At 44.6% G+C, this 17418-nt stretch carries 12 protein-coding genes, 1 pseudogene and 1 CRISPR repeat array; of the genes and pseudogenes, 3 read left to right on the top strand and 10 right to left on the bottom strand.

Annotated features, from left to right (window positions below; genetic code table 11):
- Nucleotides 1-17: 17 nt before the first annotated feature.
- The 6 genes from H6G03_RS05815 to H6G03_RS05790 all read right to left on the bottom strand — a co-directional run bounded on the left by H6G03_RS05815 (nucleotide 18) and on the right by H6G03_RS05790 (nucleotide 6585).
- Nucleotides 18-1427 carry a DNA cytosine methyltransferase gene (locus H6G03_RS05815; RefSeq protein WP_190462996.1) on the bottom strand — a complete coding sequence of 470 codons (1410 nt, stop codon included), beginning with the start codon at nucleotides 1425-1427 and terminating at the stop codon, nucleotides 18-20.
- 123 nt (nucleotides 1428-1550) lie between these two features.
- Nucleotides 1551-2057, bottom strand: coding sequence for a RusA family crossover junction endodeoxyribonuclease (locus H6G03_RS05810; RefSeq protein ID WP_190462994.1), 507 nt, complete (start codon nucleotides 2055-2057; stop codon nucleotides 1551-1553).
- 10 nt (nucleotides 2058-2067) lie between these two features.
- The gene (locus tag H6G03_RS05805) at nucleotides 2068-2334 is read right to left on the bottom strand and encodes a hypothetical protein (RefSeq protein WP_190462992.1); all 267 of its coding nucleotides are present in this window, start codon (nucleotides 2332-2334) and stop codon (nucleotides 2068-2070) included.
- Between the two features lie 230 nt (nucleotides 2335-2564).
- Entirely contained in the window at nucleotides 2565-5621 is a 3057-nt protein-coding gene (dcm, locus tag H6G03_RS05800) for a DNA (cytosine-5-)-methyltransferase (protein WP_190462991.1), read from the bottom strand.
- A gap of 101 nt (nucleotides 5622-5722) precedes the next feature.
- Nucleotides 5723-6241 (bottom strand): DNA cytosine methyltransferase, encoded by a 519-nt coding sequence (locus H6G03_RS05795; RefSeq protein WP_190462989.1) that lies wholly within the window; start codon nucleotides 6239-6241, stop codon nucleotides 5723-5725.
- 53 nt (nucleotides 6242-6294) lie between these two features.
- On the bottom strand, nucleotides 6295-6585 hold the full coding sequence (locus H6G03_RS05790) for a helix-turn-helix domain-containing protein (RefSeq protein ID WP_199315153.1): 291 nt from the start codon (nucleotides 6583-6585) through the stop codon (nucleotides 6295-6297).
- 320 nt (nucleotides 6586-6905) lie between these two features.
- Between H6G03_RS05790 and H6G03_RS05785 the strand changes: the two genes are divergently transcribed.
- The 3 genes from H6G03_RS05785 to H6G03_RS05775 are packed head-to-tail and all read left to right on the top strand — an operon-like array spanning nucleotide 6906 to nucleotide 8693.
- Entirely contained in the window at nucleotides 6906-7442 is a 537-nt protein-coding gene (locus H6G03_RS05785; protein WP_190462987.1) for a hypothetical protein, read from the top strand.
- Nucleotides 7417-8097, top strand: coding sequence for a PAS domain-containing protein (locus H6G03_RS05780; protein WP_190462985.1), 681 nt, complete (start codon nucleotides 7417-7419; stop codon nucleotides 8095-8097). Before H6G03_RS05785 ends, H6G03_RS05780 begins: the two co-directional genes overlap by 26 nt.
- A 14-nt stretch (nucleotides 8098-8111) precedes the next feature.
- Nucleotides 8112-8693 carry a GNAT family N-acetyltransferase gene (locus tag H6G03_RS05775; protein ID WP_190462983.1) on the top strand — a complete coding sequence of 194 codons (582 nt, stop codon included), beginning with the start codon at nucleotides 8112-8114 and terminating at the stop codon, nucleotides 8691-8693.
- Nucleotides 8694-9259: 566 nt separating this feature from the next.
- A CRISPR array of direct repeats spans nucleotides 9260-10038; the repeat unit is 37 nt; unit sequence GTTACACCGTACCTAAAAGGTGCGGCTCCATTGAAGC.
- Nucleotides 10039-10116: 78 nt separating this feature from the next.
- Here H6G03_RS05775 and csb2 read toward each other — a convergent pair.
- The 4 genes and pseudogenes from csb2 to cas3g all read right to left on the bottom strand — a co-directional run.
- Nucleotides 10117-11718 (bottom strand): annotated as a pseudogene (gene csb2 / locus H6G03_RS39440) (type I-G CRISPR-associated protein Csb2); the annotation flags it as partial.
- Nucleotides 11718-12695 (bottom strand): type I-G CRISPR-associated RAMP protein Csb1/Cas7g, encoded by a 978-nt coding sequence (gene cas7g, locus H6G03_RS05765; protein ID WP_190462982.1) that lies wholly within the window; start codon nucleotides 12693-12695, stop codon nucleotides 11718-11720. The gene cas7g and the pseudogene csb2, both read right to left, overlap by 1 nt.
- A 3-nt stretch (nucleotides 12696-12698) precedes the next feature.
- Nucleotides 12699-14882, bottom strand: coding sequence for a type I-G CRISPR-associated protein Cas8g1/Csx17 (cas8g1, locus tag H6G03_RS05760; protein ID WP_190462979.1), 2184 nt, complete (start codon nucleotides 14880-14882; stop codon nucleotides 12699-12701).
- Nucleotides 14882-17275: a type I-G CRISPR-associated helicase/endonuclease Cas3g gene (gene cas3g, locus H6G03_RS05755; protein ID WP_190462978.1), complete on the bottom strand. Its 2394-nt coding sequence runs from the start codon at nucleotides 17273-17275 to the stop codon at nucleotides 14882-14884. The genes cas8g1 and cas3g overlap by 1 nt, the downstream gene beginning before the upstream one ends.
- Between the last annotated feature and the right edge of the window lie 143 nt (nucleotides 17276-17418).

Here is a 17418-nt window from a genome sequence, read left to right as displayed (position 1 = left end):
GATAGTGAAAATTAGTATCAACAAATTTCTGCCAAGGCAGTCAGGATAATTTGTGCCACGCCCGGGGGTACTGCACCGCCGATTTGTCTTAGAATCTGGGCTTTGTTACCCAAGAATTTATATTGAGTGGGAAAGTTTTGAGCTAGTGCCAATTCTGTTGGGGTTAACATCCTAAAGCCCCATTCGTTGAGCTTGCCAATTTTGTCGATATCCTGCGGAGTTGCCAGTAGTGCAAACCTATCTTTCGTTGTTACAGCATGAAGCGGTTCTTTAATAGACTGCCCGATACTTTTACTGTTGTACTGGCAAATGAAACCGGGGGGAATGACGAGAGCGTGTCGAGGACAGGTTGTTACCGCATTGACTGGTTTGTTGATGCTGCCGATCGCATTGTCGCGACTGTAGTAGTACAGTAGAAAGGGAGATGGTACTACCAAAGCATGATGTGCGCCTGATGTGGTAATCGAACCTATCGGTTTGTTAATGCTTCTAGCACTACTTTTCCCATACAGTTCCGTTAGGAATGGAACATTGCCGAATTTTTCGATACCTTTTTTGATGCGCTCTAGCGTATTGGGTTTAAGTTGTTTAGATGTGCCGACTCGCGAACCTATTGTGGGACAAGGTAAACTCCAATCTAATATTTCAGCAACAGCACGAGTATGCGGGTTAACTGGGTTTAAGCAATTTGGGCAGCTATAGTGGTACTGAAAATTAAGTTTACCAATGCGCTGTCCTTTCTTCCAAGTTTGTTTGCCTGCTACCGTGCTATCGCATTCGGGGCAGAAAGCCGCCGGCGATATTTCTAATAATGGTGTTTTTAACTGAGATTGCCAAAAGCAAATAAACAAGCGGTCGCGACTTTGATGGTTTGGTCTTACCGACGACTGCACTACCGATGAGTTAAGGCTAATTTCCTTGTAGTTATAGCCGATGTTCTGGAACGATAGCAGCCAGGAATTATACTTTTTCCAGCGCGTTAGTTCGATGACGTTCTCGACTATAAATGCCAGATAGCGGTGTGTTTCTACAAATTTATAAACTTCTTCGACGGTCAGGCGTTTTTGAGCTAACAGTATTTGCTTATGGCGGTATTCTTCTTTAGCTTTTTGGGATAGAAGGCTGTATTCTAGGGTATCGAACAGTTCTGGTTGATATGCTGTGGTATCTGTGTTCTTAACGCCCGATGCGTGTGTGAACCCTTCGCAACACGGTGAAAACCAGGCTAAGTCTGTTTTAGGGTATCGCTTTGGATTTACTTGAAATACATCTGCAATATCGTGATTAACGGAGGGCAGGTTTTCTTGGTGAGTTGCTATGGCGGTGGCATCGTGGTTGATTGCCATTTTCACTGAGATTTTTCTAGTCTCTACTGCACCCCATGAGGAACCACCTGCACCTGCAAAACAATCTAGTAAGCTAAGCATTTTAGTATGATTGGTAGGTAGACACTATGCTGATTACTTTGCTCGAATGAATCAAATAGAACTGAAATGAAAGCGAGCGAGCCAGCGCACTAATACCACTTTCTTTCTGCGGCGTTAGCAGCTTCATCTTCCCCACGTCAGTAACATTTGAGGATGGAACTTTTCTACAGTAGCGGGTTCTACTATCACCAATGCGCCTTTACGAACTCGGCAAGTTACAGTTTCATACTTTCCGATTGGATTGTGTCGAGCGGTATCGTTTGCCAGGATGCCGCTAGTTACTAAACAATCCAGTATGCTACCCAATCTGTTATCGCAATCTCCCCGTTGCGCCCCTACAAATAATACCGATACTTTGGCTGGGGAAATCGGTAATTCAGCTAGTGGCCAAGGGCTAATCATGCAGTTTTCTATATCGAAAATTTGGCAATTGCATTTTAGTTGCCAACTTATTTGAGAAACAGCTGCATTCTTCCAGTTTCTATAATTGGGATGCAAAAATGCAGCACCTTTACCAAATCGAGGGCGCAGTTTACTCACTACTCTTCCGGGTATCCAAATTCTTAATGCGCTAGGAGAATCAAAGAATGACACAAGAGTGTCATTTTTTATAAGTGTGGGTTTATTCATTGCGATTTACCTATAAAGGTACGCCAAGTAGTTGCTGGACTTCTGTCTTGTCAATATATGTCCACTGAGGATTGCTGGCTTTTAGTTTGATTGGTTGAATCTCACGCTGGTAAGGAAAAGGATAGTGACAACCCCAATCAAATTCAACTAAACTAAATGATTCCAGAAACAGAGAGCTTCGGCCATTATTCTGTTCTGGATAATGTTCTATCCAGATTGTCTTTTTGACATCGAGTTCGTAGTGGTATGCCACAAGGGTAGCTATTCCCTCTGCCATGTTGGTAACAGATGTACCTGAGTTTGTTTCGCTCTCGCTAACTATTACGATTGTTTGTTCGGACGGAGAATATATTCTGACCCGACAATAGCTCTCACAATTGTAATAGCCAGGATAATCGAATTTTCTCGATTCTATTAAAATGGCTTTTTCTAGCATAAATTTAGGCAAAATACAGTGAGAGCGTTATGTAGAAACGCTTTTTATATGGTTCGGTAATCATGCACTACCTAAAATTCGATGTCTTCGTCAGACTGTTCTGAATAAGATACTTGTGTTTCTAGATTGACGAGAATTTCAGCAATAGTTTTGACTCCTTCTTCTAATGCTATTGCATCTGAATGAGTACGTCCCTGCGAGTCAATATATACGCCTTTTTCATACCATCCAGGTATGCCAAGTTGAGCCAGACAGCGACCTATCTGACAAACTGCTTCATCAATTTTCGATTCCTTGTGTTCAATTCTACTTTCTAAGTCTTTGTTTTGTTCCACTAAGTCTTCTGCTTGTGCAAACACGAGAAATTCCTCTTTAGTTATTGCCAATTTTTCTAATGATTGTTGATAATTGGCAATCCGCACGGGGATTTGAAATCTCGTGCCTGGACTTAACACGACTACGGCTCTTTCTCTTGTCCCCAAAGGCAATTCTTCTATTTCTACTTCTCGGAAAATGCCCATTTGATTGACTAAGGCTTGATTGCTATTGGCAATTATCCTCACTATGTCGTTGGGTTGGAATGTTTGGGCTGTGCTGGTGTTATCTGTGGTTTGAACAGATGTATTGCTGTTTTTGAGGGCGTTGATTTCTGATGCTTGTTTCTGTGTTAGTTGTTTGTAGGATTCTAATTCAGTTAGAGCGTTGCTGTATTTCTGTTCGATGGATTGATATGCAGTCCGCAGGGATTCCATCTCTTGCTGCATTACATCTAATCGGGATGAGATGGTGTTATCTGGTGTTTCTACTACCGTTTGACGATTAGCTTTTACTTCATCTAGTTCGGCTTTGAGTTGTTGTATTGTTGAGTCTTTTTCCTGTACGAGTTCGGTTAATTCGCTGTATTCTCTGGTGCTGATGGGAATACCGCCGCCTGCGTTTTTGGTGGTGGGTTTGTGTAAGATGGTGGCTGTGGCTATTGCCAGTTCTGCTAGTGTCGGTTGTGCAAATATTTGTTTGGTTCTCAGTTTGGCTAGTAGTTGTGCTTTGGCTATAATTGGTTCTCGATCGTCTTCACCGATGTTCCAGACTCGAAAAGTACTCGCGCATTCGTCTTGGGTCGCAATTGGATCTATGCTGGTATTTGCGGCTACATAGCTGGCGAGGTTTTTGGCGGCTTTTTCGGTTATGGCGAGTCTGGCTGTGAGTTGACGGCGGGATTTGTCGAGAAGGTTGAGTTTGTTTTCGATGTCGTTCTGTAAGCGTTGGTCTCCTGTGTCTGCTGCGTCTTTGAATGCGGTGTGCAAGCTAGCTGTGGTGGCTAGGATTGTGGTGAGTGCGGTATAAGTATCCTGGCATAATGGTTTGACTTCGTTGATATCGAATTTGCTAACTTCTCCAGTATGCAGTTTGGTGACTGTGACACGATCGTCGTCGATATTTTCTACTCTAGCAATCTCTCCTGAGTCGGGGACGTCGGCGATGATTTTGACTGGGGCGTTGATGGCGAGAAGGGGAATTGGTAGGGTTGTATCCTGATGATTATCGGCTTTCAAGCGAAGTTTTAGTAGTTCTACTGTCCATTTGGTGTCGCTGGTGAGGATTTGTTCGATTTGCTCTTCTGTTCCTGCTAGGAGTATGGCTGTGTGACAGATGGGCATGGATAATATGCGTGAGTACAATGAAGGACATTTTTCGATCAGTTTGGCTTGGCAGAGTAGGTTTCTCAAGTAGCGAACAATTTCTTTGGGGAAGCAGTGTTTGAGGATTTCTTTGACTTCGCTTTGTCCAACTGCGTTTTCAAGTTCTAGTAGTTTGTAGCCGAGTTCTAAGCTAGCTTCTTTGATTTTTCCGAGGGAGGCGGCGTGAGTTGAACCGAGTTCTACTATCTCTTTGGCTAGTTTGATTGTTTTGCTGCTGGTTAATGGTGGGAAGTTGTAGTTGTCTAAGTTAGAAATGATAGTGGTAGATGTCATAGTGGTACTCCCTGTTGTTTTAGTTGTGTTTGTTTGATCAGGTGAAAAACTTTGGGTGTTGCTGAGGGCGTCGATTAGCTGGATTCCGACTGCACGCGCTAGCAGGGGTGGAACGGCGTTACCAATTTGTCGGTGTCCTCGCCATTTGGTGGGATGAAATTGAAACCAGTCGGGGAATGAGGATAGTCTGGCTGCTTCTCGGACGGTGATGACTCTGGGATGTTCTGGGTGGATGGGACGCGGTGCTGTGTGTCCACCTTGAGCGGTTGCTGTTCCGGCTCTGAGGGTGGTGCATTGACGTTGGTAGTCTAGGCGGTACAGGCGGCTGATTGGCTCGATTTCTCCAGTCGGTGCGGTGATGAATCTTTCGATTACTTCTGGTGAATGGTCGGTAAGGGTACAGCCTGTTAGGCGTTGGGGATTCCAGTTGCCCTGTGGGGTGAAGATGATGTTGAGGTACTGGCTGTATTCTCCTGGCTGCCAGTCGGTTTCGATGATGTCTTTATCCAGGGCTAGCAGCCCCTCTAGGGGCAGTAGGTCAGAAAAAGCGTCATAGACTGTGACTGGCTGTTCTAGCGGGGCTGGTGCCTTCGTTGCTGCATCCCGGCAACCGACCCAGAATAGGCGTTCTCTCGATTGGGGTACGCCGTAGTTACTGGCGTTGAGTTTCCATTCTCGGATTTGGTAGCCGTAGCTTTTTAGTTGCTGCCAACAGTTGTCTATGAGTTCTGCGTAGCGTGAGTCTCGCATGGAGGCGACGTTTTCCATTAGGAAGGCGCGGGGCTGGAGTTCTCCTACTAGGCGAACAAAGTGGTATACGCCAGAGTTGCGTGAGTCTTTTGGGTCGCGTTTGCCTATGCGGGAGAAGCCTTGGCAGGATGGGCCTCCTACTACTAAATCGATCGCAACTGAGCTATAGCCGATACTGGAGAGTATTTCTTGACCGGTCAGTTGGGTGACATCGGCGCACAACACAGGGGTGTTGGGGAAGTTTTCCCGGTATTGGGCTGCTGTATGTGGGTCTTTTTCGACTGCTAGGGCGATTTCAAACCCAGCCGATGCTATTCCTAAGTCCATCCCGCCTACTCCGGCAAATAGGCTGATTGCTAGGGGTGGGGGGTTGGTGGAGATGCACAAAGAAGCTAGGTGTGTCATGATAGAGGTTTGTTTTTTTTGTTTTTTGGCCCCGGCTACCAACCGAGGCATTTTTTTTGTTTTCGCTTTTATAATACACTTTAAGTGTATATTATAGTCAATCAATTAGGTAAAGCTTTATTAACCACATCCGACAAATACTTAACCTTTCCCTCCAAGTTGAATAGTTCAATTTGCATCGTGCGTAAGGCATGGCTGGCTTGTAACAGTTGCAGTACCCCATCTGGCCTTTTTTCAAATTTCGCTCCCCATCTTTTGTTGATAGTGTCGAATTTGTACTGCCCGAAAGTGTGTTTAGCCAGTTCTCGCACGCATTCCGCACGGTACCCGTGTTGATCTGGCTGAATGTGTTTAACCCAAACTAAGCAATAGTCCCACGGTTCCATTTCGATCTCTGCCCTTTGGCAAATCACGTCAATCCAATCATGGGCGATCTCCAGTGAGCGATTAAATACACTATAAGTGTGTATTCGGATTAGCTCGATCGTCCAACGTGGGAGTAGTCGGTTTTTCCACCCAGCCGATACCACTCCTAAGTCCATGCCTCCAACTCCGGCCAATAAGCCGATTGCTAGGGCTGGGGGGTTGGTGGAGATACACAAAGAAGCTGGGTGTGTCATGATGGGAGTCTGTTTTTTGTTTCTGGCCTCGGTTGGTAGCCGGGGCATTTCTGTTAGACTTCGTTTGTTTGAGATACCGCAATTGCCTTTTCTAGGTTTTCGTCCGATATGTACACCAGCAGGTCGGCTGGTTGGCAGTCAAGCTTAGCGCAAATTCCATTGAGTATTTCTGGATTTAGTCGGGGCATCGTGTCTCTTTTTCGGAGTCGATACACGGAGTTTTCGCTGACCCCCAACACTTGAGCTAAATCTTTATTACGGACGCGGCGTCTTGCCATCATTTCATTAAGTTTCCAAAGTATCAAATTGCCGATGTTAGAACTCTCCTCCATGAGTCTATACATCGTACTCTAGCGATGAACACCATCATTAGAATACGATAAATCTACTCCTTAACACTGTCAAGTAGATAAATCCACTTTTACTCAAAATATTAAAAGGCTATTCCTTACTAAACTTGGTCGCTTTGCTTCGGCATGAGGTTGCTAGCATAGAGATTATCTCCATCGTGAGAGCAATCCCAAGTCAGTGGTCTATCTTGCTGGATTAGCACTGGCTTGGGTACACAGCCTGGATAGGTCGTGTACATATACGATAACACTTTATTTGTTAGGTTGCAATACAACCTGTTAAACTGTGTGTAATTCAGACGGAGCTTAACCTTGTGCCAAAAAAGGGAATTAAGTCAAAGCCTGGGCAAGGTGAAATCTGGGATGAGCCAAAGTCAGAAGTTATTACGCTACGGCTGACCCCAACAGCTAGAAATTTGATGGAGTCCGAAAGTCAACGGCTAGGAATTTCCCGCAGTGAGTTAATTGAACGAGTGTTAAGACTCAGTGGTTCTCTGCCAGTAGAACGAGAACAAGAAGATACATTATTACAAATCTTAAAATTTATTCACAATCTATCAATTTCAGAAATAGCAAAGGTTTTGACTACTCTGGGGCGGGTATTGAATGCCAAGACACAAGTTGTTAATGTTGGATCTGTGGCTGAATTAGTGGAACAGCACAAGAGAAACTTAGAGTTGGGTGGGATGAAGATAGATCGCATCAATGCGATCGCTACGGGAGCCAAACCTAGTAAGGCTGACATCATTCAGATTTGCACCATCCTTGATATGGATTGTGCGGTAATTCAAGAGCTTGTTAGAAAGTCTTTTGGTCAGGTACAAAATGGATTTATTGAAACTGCTGAATAGCCCAGGCTGGAGTTGGAAGCTTTCTGGAAGAAATTGCATTATTCTTGCTCCTAGCCATGATGATGCTACCGAACTACTCGAAAATTGCGTAGATAGCCTGCTTAGCACCGCCGCAGTACTTAAAGGAAACGTTCAAATCGGATGGCGCGGATGCAAGCGGCCTTTCAAAATTACTCCTGAAATGGCAAAGATAATGATGTCAGAGCCATCATTACATGAAAAAATCACCATGAACCAGCCCAACTCCGATCCCAAAAATAATTTATTGCCAGAATTAGGCTTCGATCTTAATGAATTATATTGTAACCCACTACCTGTCTACATTAATCAGATCTCCGATCAGCGTGTAGTTTTCGCTAATCCTGCTGCACTTGCCGCCCAAGGTAAAAAACCTATAGAATTCCTGGGTGAAAGTGCCGCTGCCTTAAATGACCCAGACGAACTTGAACGGCGGGATGCTATGTTAATTAGAGATGGTTTTCTTAGCGAATATCAATACAACGCATTAAGATGGTATAAGGATGAAGAAACTCAGTTATGGCGACGCAAGCGAATGAATTTTTGTTCAAATTTCCGCCGAATAAATTTTTTAGGTGAATCATGTCGGTTAGCTATTGTTTTGCAAGCTGTTGAAACAGGAAAGGCAGTAGGCTAATTTAAGGAAGTTGTATGAGTATTAACGAAATCCTAGAGGTGGAAAATTACTGCAATCTCAGTAGACTTTTAAATAAGGGTTTAATCCAGCTATACCAAGAGATATTTGCTGAGCCACCGGAATACCAAATCTGGCCAGAAGTTAAGTTGTCGGAATTATTCTCTTTCTATCAATCCAGCGGTCATCTTTTTGTTGCAGTTGCTCGCTTGGAGCAACCAATAGGTTTCTGTGCTATTTTGCCATTAACTGTTTCATCAATTTGGCAAACTGTAGTCAGCGATGGTTTTTCTACTTATACCCTAAATCAAGATTTTTTGTATTATAAGTTTGGTATTGATTCTCAGTCAGCTTGGTATGTCGCTGATTTAGGTGTAGCTGCTCAACATCGAAAGCTCGGTTTGGGAACAAAACTGATACAAAGAGCTATAGCTTGTAGGAAGCCTATGTTACTTCGGGTTTCATTAGTAAGAAGCCAAGCGATCGCACTGTACAATCGGGTTGGATTTGAACCTATAAATCTGTTTCAAAAGGCTAACTACAAACAACAGAATGGGTCGGTAAAAACTTTTGAAAAAATGCTTATGCTTATCAAATAAGGAGGTATACTAATCCGGTTATTCCGTACTTACTGTGCTAATTTTTTTCTGTAGAGTTAGAAAATCCACAACCTTTACATCACTTTTTACCAACTCTTTGTTGAATTTAGAGAAACTTGGGCAGTAGTTGTTCAAGGAGTGCGCCGCAGGCAGTAATAGCACAGTATATTTATCCTTGGTGTGTTGTAGCACACTTTTTGCTCTTCTTGCATTCTTCGAGGGTTTGCGTTTCCTATGTGGCGAGATTCTCAGCCGACATCTCATAGGCTGATGCACCCTCACTAATTTTCTATAGATATTTTCACATCCGGGCGTCTATTGACGCCCACCTACTTACCTATTTATGATAGCGATGTCAGTTAGATTTTCGTAAACCAAAGTGGGGGTAAAAACTCTGGGGAGTTCACGAAAATTGCTAGAACCTTGACAAATCAATAATTACAGCTTTCAGATGACTTTACTTATTGCATATTCTTAGCAGTAAGCACGGCTGGAAATATCTTGAAAATTAGATTGCCGAAAAATCACTTTAAAACCCTTGATTTATTTGGGTTTTGATTGACAGGGTTACACCGTACCTAAAAGGTGCGGCTCCATTGAAGCATTGAATTACCGTTATCGTTATTGAGAAATTTTAAAGTTACACCGTACCTAAAAGGTGCGGCTCCATTGAAGCACTGACAAAGATGCGGAAATTGCCAATTTAAAAAGTTTGTTGTTACACCGTACCTAAAAGGTGCGGCTCCATTGAAGCTAGAATACCGTGCGAGATTTGTCACCAATATTGGTGTCTGTTACACCGTACCTAAAAGGTGCGGCTCCATTGAAGCACTTGGATCGAAGTCGATGTTCCAAACTGGTTTTATGTTACACCGTACCTAAAAGGTGCGGCTCCATTGAAGCGGATTGAAAGAAATTATCAAAAACTTGTAGCACAAAGGAGGTTACACCGTACCTAAAAGGTGCGGCTCCATTGAAGCCAAAGTGAAACTTGTTGACAGCGGGCAAGAACTGAGTTACACCGTACCTAAAAGGTGCGGCTCCATTGAAGCAGCAAGGCAGTGCGCTCACAAATGGCATAAAAACTCGGTTACACCGTACCTAAAAGGTGCGGCTCCATTGAAGCACTAAATAAAAGCGATTTCGACACAATGCCGTAGCGGTTACACCGTACCTAAAAGGTGCGGCTCCATTGAAGCGAACATATGGAAATTCCCATGCCTACGGAAGGTAGGTTACACCGTACCTAAAAGGTGCGGCTCCATTGAAGCCCTCAAAGCCGTATGTCGGACGATCGCGCCTAAAATGGTTACACCGTACCTAAAAGGTGCGGCTCCATTGAAGAAACAGAAACGATATCAGCCGGTACAAACAACCCCAAGCCAAAGTGAGCCGCATAGCCAAGCGCGATCGGCCCAGCTTGTAGTTCGGCCAACTCAATTTCTAACCAGTAACCACGATCGGACTCTTTTTTCCCATTACCTTGGTAGCGCCGACGTTGAAACGCTTGCCAGTTATAGCCGCTGAACTTTCTCCCCGCTTCCTCACTCAGGCATCTTGCCTTTACCAAAAGCTTGCCATCATCCCGTTGATAACCCAACCAATCTGCTGGATCGCCCGCACATTGAATCTCAACACATTCATCCAAAGATAGCTCTTGATTCAAATGGTTGAGCAAGTGTTTTAACAAACGCAGCGTTTGATGTTCTGGGCCATCAATTTGGAAAGATGTCCCAGGAATATATTTGGGTTGACCTCGGCGATCGCGTTTTGGATGACGGGGCAGCAGTAGCGGCGTTAGACTTTGCCATCTGCGACTTTTCCCCACCAAATTCGAGCAACCTGGTTGTTGTCTTTCACTGCTATAGTCTTCCCTTCGTCCAAGCGCAACCAAGACTGTTTGCAGATCGAACCCTTCCTTTCCCCAAACCTTATCGAGTTTAGACAGCGCCCAGATTGCCTGTTCTCCAAAGCCCCCGGCTGCATAGACAACAACGTGGTCGATTTTGCCTCTTTGATTCACCTCCGGTAAATACCAGGAGTGCTGCTGTCCCACCGCAGGCTTCCCTTTGCCCTCCTCATCTAATTCATCTGGCTGGCGACCGCTAAAGATTGGATCTACCTGTCCGTCTGCATCCCTACTCTTTGCCATCAGCGCCTGTCGAAACCTTTCTCCCAAGGAAACTGCTTCTGTTAGATTGGGCAGCACATTAGAAGAAAGTGCAAATCGAGCAAACGTTGGTGCTTGTAGCATATAGGGCTGCGATCGCACTGGCTGACGTTCCGCCTGTTCTAACTCATAGATAACCCAACGAGTTCCCGGAATCCCATTCCAACCTTGTCCATGCAGAGAAGCAATATCCAGTTCCAACGCCTCCAGAATGTCAGATGGTGCTTTCCACTTTGCTTTCCCTCTTTTCGGCTTCGGTAAAACCGCAAGTGCTGCTTGAAACCCCTCCAATCCCTCAAGAGTCAATGGTGCTAGAACCTCGACCCGCTTCGTTTTGGGGTTCACTTCCTCATCTTTGAGCGGATTGGCATTACACTTATGGTTATCTTTCACTACTTGGATCTCAACCCAAGACTCCGCCCGACCCAGATAACTCACTTGAGAGCAAAGCTGCTGAAGTAACTGTTGTTCTAGCTGACTCAACTCAACTTCAGACCACACTACCTGAATTACTGCTTCCGAAGACATTGCCCCACCCGGTAACGCATAAAAGGTATCAAAAACTCTGGTTGTTTTCGCTTCGCCCTCCTTCCAAATCGGCATATAGTGCCGAGTGTGAGCGGCAGTATATTCAGGCAGGTGATAACTGGGAAGCTGGTTGGCTAATTTAGTTACTAATTGCCTCATCAGAATGCGATCGGGTTGCTCTAGCAGACGGTAATAAGCAGAAACCAACGCCCGCAAAATTCGCCAGGGTGAGGGGGGCCACTCGACAATCCCTTCATTCACCTGATGATTCCAGGGTGTACCATGATAGCGACCCGTGAGGAATTGAATCGAAAGTCCTACACTCATTATTTCTTTTTGCTCTCCTCAGCCTGGTACTGAACAACCGTTATGGGAGGATTAGCAAAGGCTGAAGCTGCTGCTTTAACTAACGAGAGCAATGCCTTAGCTAGTTCTGCATGACTGGGGAGTTCAAACTTCTCTGGACGCTTGACTTCTATTTTAGTTGCTTCTAGATCGCAGGCAGTTCGCAGGCGCAAACCGCGATCGAGGAAGCGTTGAATTTTGTAGAGGGCGATCGCAATCAGTAAATTTTCTACATCAACCCCTAAGCGATAGCCGCGAATTTGTGCTAAATCCAAGCTGAAATAAGCCGTAATTTTTTCAGCCGTGTACTCTTCCCGGTGGTAGGGTACATTCCCATAACCTTCTCCAGCACCACCTTTATCCTTTGCTTTCCCGGTGGCATCAACCCGATCGTGCTTAACACCACCTGAACTTACAATTGAGACATTTTTGGCTTCAATAAAACCAGACAGTGTACGGGCAATTCTTAAAGCACCAGCAATTTTTTCAAAGAAAATACCATGCAATAAACAATTTAAATCGTATTTAGCCAGAACTGTAGCTAATCTATGAAAGTCCACTGGGGTTTCGGGAGCAATCTCAAGTTCAGCTTGAATTTTATCGAATAAAGCAGTTTTTTTCTGTTTAGTTCCCATAATGTAGGGAGAGTTCAGCCGATGCGCTTCTAATAGCGAATTTGTCAAAACTTTATCGCCCTGCTTAACTACTACATAAGGAATTCCCTTCAGAGGAGCAACTACATCTTGATTTGCTTCATCCAAAATGGTATTTTCTAACCGATTCGCTACACTTTGAGCCGATTCTAGTAGTAGCATTTGGGTTTTTTCTTGATTGGGAAGTCGATAAGTTGCTGCACCTAAATCGGGAAATCCAGTTGGCTGAAATCGCGTTCCTTGTAGAGGAACTAGATCAGCTTCAATCAATAATCGAGGGGCATCTTTGAGTGAATTGAAGTCCATTGACTACTCCTTAGAGTGAATGAGTAAAACTTGTTTTGCTAGATAAGCAATTCCATAATCGGACAGAGGAAATGCTAAAGCAGCAGCAATTCGTTGAGTTCTGCTCTCTTCTTCTTGCTGTTCTCCTACTTTGGTAGGAAAACCACTAGCCCGCAGGCGACGCGCTGCCAGTTTAGTTGCCGTAAAACAATCTCCTGCTGCCAGTCTTGTTAGCAATGCGGGAATTCTGGGTAAGTCTACATTATCCTTAAGAATTGTTGTGCCGAAAACTTTCTCGAAGGCTTTCTTTTTAAAGGTGCGGTGGTGAGCGATCGCTAACAGGGCGTAGGTAAGTGGCACAAACCCTTTTAAATTGTTGTTTCGCTCGGTTTCTAAGCGTTTTGGTTTTACTAGAGAAAGACCTCTGGCAATTGCCTCAATTCGCTCATCTTGAGTTTCGTTATCAATCCACCAAACAACATCTTCAATTTTGGCAAAAGGAAGTTTCTGAGTTAATCTTGTCTTTTGTTCTATTTCAGCTTCATCTTGCTTGTTTTTTGATTGCTCTAATTCAATTTCTTGACGCTTGAGTAGAGTAATTAAATTCTTATTTAAACTACCTTTGTGCCAAGTAGTTAATTTGTCATTGTTATCCGCCCCAAAAGTAGGCTTGTTGCCTCTTACCCGCGCAAGTCGCTGTCGCAAGTTATTACTAGCCAATGCCAGTGCCAAACGAAACTCGCTCGATTCTTCTTTACAGTCATCAATCCAACCCGATTCCAACAAAGGTAGGGGGTGAAGACATTTCTTTTGAGTAAACTTGAGAGAATTATCTAATGCTGCCTCTGCTTCACCTAATGCAATTAGCACATCTAGTAGAAATGCCTTTCCACGACTAAAATCGATAATGGCAGTTTCTAAACGTCGATGCGCCCGTTTGACAGACGCAGGAGCCTTATCATCTTGAGCCGCCCGTCTAAAGCTGTCTAACCAATTGTCGATTTCCTTCAATCGGTCAACTTGGGGGTTAAACTGAGGCTGAAAGCGATCGAGGGGAATGGCAAAATGGCTAGCTTTTTCTCCTGCTCCATTTCTTTGCAAAAAGATATAGCGAACAAATTCTTGAATACCTCTAGTTACGCCTAAACTAGAGATTGCCCTAGCGAAATCAATGCCATCTCTTACAGAACGACCACCAACCTTTGCTCGTCCTTCACTAAAGAGAATTTGTAGCTCTCTCAATCCTGTGGGCTGTGACCAAAGAGGAACCCAAAACTCTGCTCTAGCTACATCACTGTCTGAAGCGCTACCGTAACCGATGCTAGAGGCATTAACTGTGAATGGATAGACAAACCTTCCCCGTTCCGACTTTTCATAACGCCGAGTTGCTCCTGAAGCAAACAGCATGATGCCTTCCATTGTCAGGACATAACTCCAAGGATTAACCCTAGAATCCGTATCGTGCCTTGGTGAAGCATTTACTCCCCCAGTTGCAATAGGGTTAAACTGCCCGATTTTGCCAGCAAAGGGTAACTCTGGGAGAATTTCATCAAACAATGCCGCCTTAAGCAAAAAATTTGAACTCTGTGTCGGTTTACCAGTTGTAAGATCTATTAGCTCCTGTAGCTGCTGCATAAAAGTACGACTGTATTCAACATTGCCCTCATTACCCCCTGTCCCTAACAACGGTGGGGTTTCTAGTAAGTCAGAAGTGATTAGCAAACAGGTATCTAGCCATTTCACTACTTCGTCAGGCAAATGATTGCGTAATCGCTCCACTAACCGTCGTTTCTCCTCATCCTTCGGCTGAACTGTTAACTTAAGAGCATCAACCTGCTGTTGAGCGATTGCAATGGCCTCCCCATAAAGTTGAAACCGTTCTGACTTCGCCTGTTGAATTGAATTGAGCAAACGCTTCTGAGCAGTATCTTTTGGGTAAAACCCAGTGCTACCGTTCCAAGGAGCGACTAACGGTGTTGGCTCATAATGATAGAGAAAGAACTTTTCTAACTCATCAGATGTTAGGTGTGTGATCAAGACAAAAACATCATTGCGCCAATATCCTTTTGCTTGAGGATCGATCGCTTTGAGCTTTTTGTCTTGGTCGCGGTAATGCGGCTCTGCTAATAAACGCAAAACTCCTAACGCTTTGAGGTAGTTTGATAGTGGTTCTGGGGTGCAACCACGTAGAGTAATGGATTCAGGCATTATTCCGTCCTCGTCAAAATCTCGTCATTATATTTAGCAGAAGCACGCCAATCAGCAATCCGAATCAGCGTTTCCAGAAATGCCAGCTTGAAAGGGCCATACTTCTCCAGAAGGGCGATCGCCCGTGCTGTCCACGATTCCCCATTTTTTCCTTCTCCTAACTCCATACAGGCTAGAGAAAGTTCTTGATTGCTAGACGGCCCATCCCCCAAATCAACGGGCAGCATACAATCTCCCTCCCAGACTCCTAGTGCATATCGCTGGATACAATCAGGGGCTTTTTCATTAGGACGGGGTTGAATCGTCATTCGGACTTTGCCATGATGGGCTGCAACCAGATAACACAACAAAAACGGTTCGCCTTGCTGTAGGGCGACTAAAGCGCTAATTAATTCATGGCGGAAATACTTACGTAACCGCATTTTGGTTGGATGATCGGATTTAGCCCAAATCTTCCCTTCTTTCTGCCGTTCAGGGCGATCGCGAGTCAGCATTTCTTGAAAAGCAGCATGAGCTTTACCCAAATCATGCCAACGTCCTGCTCTTTCTAGCAATTCGACTTCCAGGTTATCAAATAATAAGTCTGTACAAAGCTGCTTTACTCCCTCTGCAACATCCTGAGAATGTTGAACCAAAGTGACGTACTGTTTCATCTGATAAGTCAATGAATCGGCTTCATCGTGGTCAGACTCAATAGAAGTTGTTGTTCCAACTGCTTCAGGTTGGTCGGTGCTTTCACCTGTGAAACCAAGTTTTTCTGAGTAACCACCATCTGAACAATGCAGCAGCAACGACAGCCCTGGATAAACTGCTTTAGCCTTTTCCCATTTGCCTTTCAGCCCATCCCAGTACCAAGGATAGCGGTCTTGCTTCTTGAGCTTATCTAACAGGTCGTTTGTATAACCGATGTTTGTTTTAACAAGCCGAACTCGACAAAGTTCTTCTTGTTGTAATGCACCCATATCATCGGGTGGTTCTTCACCCGACCAGTCCCGCCAAGCGATCGCCACATCATTTTCATCTGTTTCTCGAATAAATGAAGAAATATCGATATCATGTCCTGCAAGGTCAGTTGAAGTGTCAAACAATTGCAACAGGTCATGCTGGCGGGGAATTAAGCCTTCAATCTCCTCTTTTAGATACTTATCCTTAACCTTATCCAAGTCTTTTGAGCCTACCTGTTTCAGTTCTTCAAGAAGCGATCGCGCTTTTTCCAGTTGTTCAGCCTTATATGGGCTAGCATTTTTCTTTAAATCAGGGATATCTATCCAGTAAACGGTTGCTGTTTCAGAGCATTCCCCATAGCGATTACACCGTCCAAACCGTTGCACTAGCGACGACCAAGGCGCAAGTTCAGTAAACAGGGTTTGAGCAGAAATATCAACACCTGCTTCGATTGCTTGAGTTGCTACCAAAATGCCAGAAAGCTTTTTCTCTCGAAGTTCTTGAAGTTGCTGATTTCGTTCCTCTCGTTCTGCGGCTCGAAAGCGCGAGTGAATTAATATTGATTTCTCGCTAGTTTGCTTTTCCAGGGCTTTGTAAAGTTCCTGGGCACGGCTGACTCGATTGCAAATTACCAGTGTCAGCGAACCGGGTATGTGCGCGGCCATTACTTCTTTCGCCAGCGCCAAGGCATAGTCGTTTTCTTTACCGCTGCATTCGGTTTTTGTTTTGACTAAACGCTTTTGAGCTTGCACTCGCAACTTGAGCGTTTCATTCTGTAAAACCTCATCATCAATAAGTTTTTGGACTTGGCTCGAATCAGGCTTATAGTTAACAGTTTGCAGCAGATCTGGATCGAGAGTGGCGCTCATCCATAGCGATCGCACTGTTCCATAAGTCCCAAAGATTTCTCGAAACCCTTGCAGTTGGGCAGTTGTTCGCAGTCCAGCCCCCATTAACTGCACCTCATCCATTACCCACAAACAATCGTTGTTCAGCAAGGCAAAGTGGATCGGCCACTTGTAGCGGCTCATGCTGTATCCTCGGTTCAATGCTCGACTCAATAGTTGGTCTTGAGTACCGATCAGAATGCAGTCTTTTTCTGGGTCAGCTTCCCAGCGATCGCTAACTGCGCCACTCATGAGCAGGTGTAGTCCAATTTCATCGCTCAATTGTACCTTTTTTAACCAATCTTCCACTGCTGTATAGGTTTGCTCAACCAGTGTTCGCATCGGTAAGCAGTAAACTAAGCGACGAGGCGTGCGCTTACGAATTTCTTCAGAGGCGTAACGTCTGCGCCAAAGCCAACTCAAGACCACTGCGGCTGTTTTTCCTGCTCCCGTTGGCACATTCAGCAGAATTGGGAGTTCTGATGCTGTGGCTAGTCGCTCTTGATAAGGGAACGGTGGGTTTTGAGTAATTTCTTTAAACCATTCCGGGTAATTTTGCATAGCAAAGTAACTGCACTGAAGCAGGTATCAAAGTAGCCAATTTTGTACCAATCCTTTCTAATCAGACGAGGCAAATTTTTTATCAATGGATTTAGACCTGGAGCGAGGCGATCGCCTTTCTCCAGCTACTCTCAGATAAGCTA

It is taken from the genome of Aerosakkonema funiforme FACHB-1375, assembly GCF_014696265.1.
In the GTDB taxonomy this organism is placed as follows: Bacteria; Cyanobacteriota; Cyanobacteriia; order Cyanobacteriales; family Aerosakkonemataceae; genus Aerosakkonema; species Aerosakkonema funiforme_A.
Note: the sequence above shows the minus strand (reverse complement) of the source record. Positions and strands in the feature narration are given on the sequence as shown.

Bases quoted from the DNA above. Each gene is read 5' to 3' on its own strand.
- cas3g (WP_190462978.1), bottom strand. From the start codon at position 17,275: ATGCAAAATTACCCGGAATGGTTTAAAGAAATTACTCAAAACCCACCG.
- cas8g1 (WP_190462979.1), bottom strand. From the start codon at position 14,882: ATGCCTGAATCCATTACTCTACGTGGTTGCACCCCAGAACCACTATCA.
- H6G03_RS05815 (WP_190462996.1), bottom strand. From the start codon at position 1,427: ATGCTTAGCTTACTAGATTGTTTTGCAGGTGCAGGTGGTTCCTCATGG.
- dcm (WP_190462991.1), bottom strand. From the start codon at position 5,621: ATGACACACCTAGCTTCTTTGTGCATCTCCACCAACCCCCCACCCCTA.
- H6G03_RS05810 (WP_190462994.1), bottom strand. From the start codon at position 2,057: ATGAATAAACCCACACTTATAAAAAATGACACTCTTGTGTCATTCTTT.
- H6G03_RS05795 (WP_190462989.1), bottom strand. From the start codon at position 6,241: ATGACACACCCAGCTTCTTTGTGTATCTCCACCAACCCCCCAGCCCTA.
- H6G03_RS05805 (WP_190462992.1), bottom strand. From the start codon at position 2,334: ATGGCAGAGGGAATAGCTACCCTTGTGGCATACCACTACGAACTCGAT.
- H6G03_RS05780 (WP_190462985.1), top strand. From the start codon at position 7,417: ATGGATTTATTGAAACTGCTGAATAGCCCAGGCTGGAGTTGGAAGCTT.
- H6G03_RS05775 (WP_190462983.1), top strand. From the start codon at position 8,112: ATGAGTATTAACGAAATCCTAGAGGTGGAAAATTACTGCAATCTCAGT.
- cas7g (WP_190462982.1), bottom strand. From the start codon at position 12,695: ATGGACTTCAATTCACTCAAAGATGCCCCTCGATTATTGATTGAAGCT.
- H6G03_RS05790 (WP_199315153.1), bottom strand. From the start codon at position 6,585: ATGTATAGACTCATGGAGGAGAGTTCTAACATCGGCAATTTGATACTT.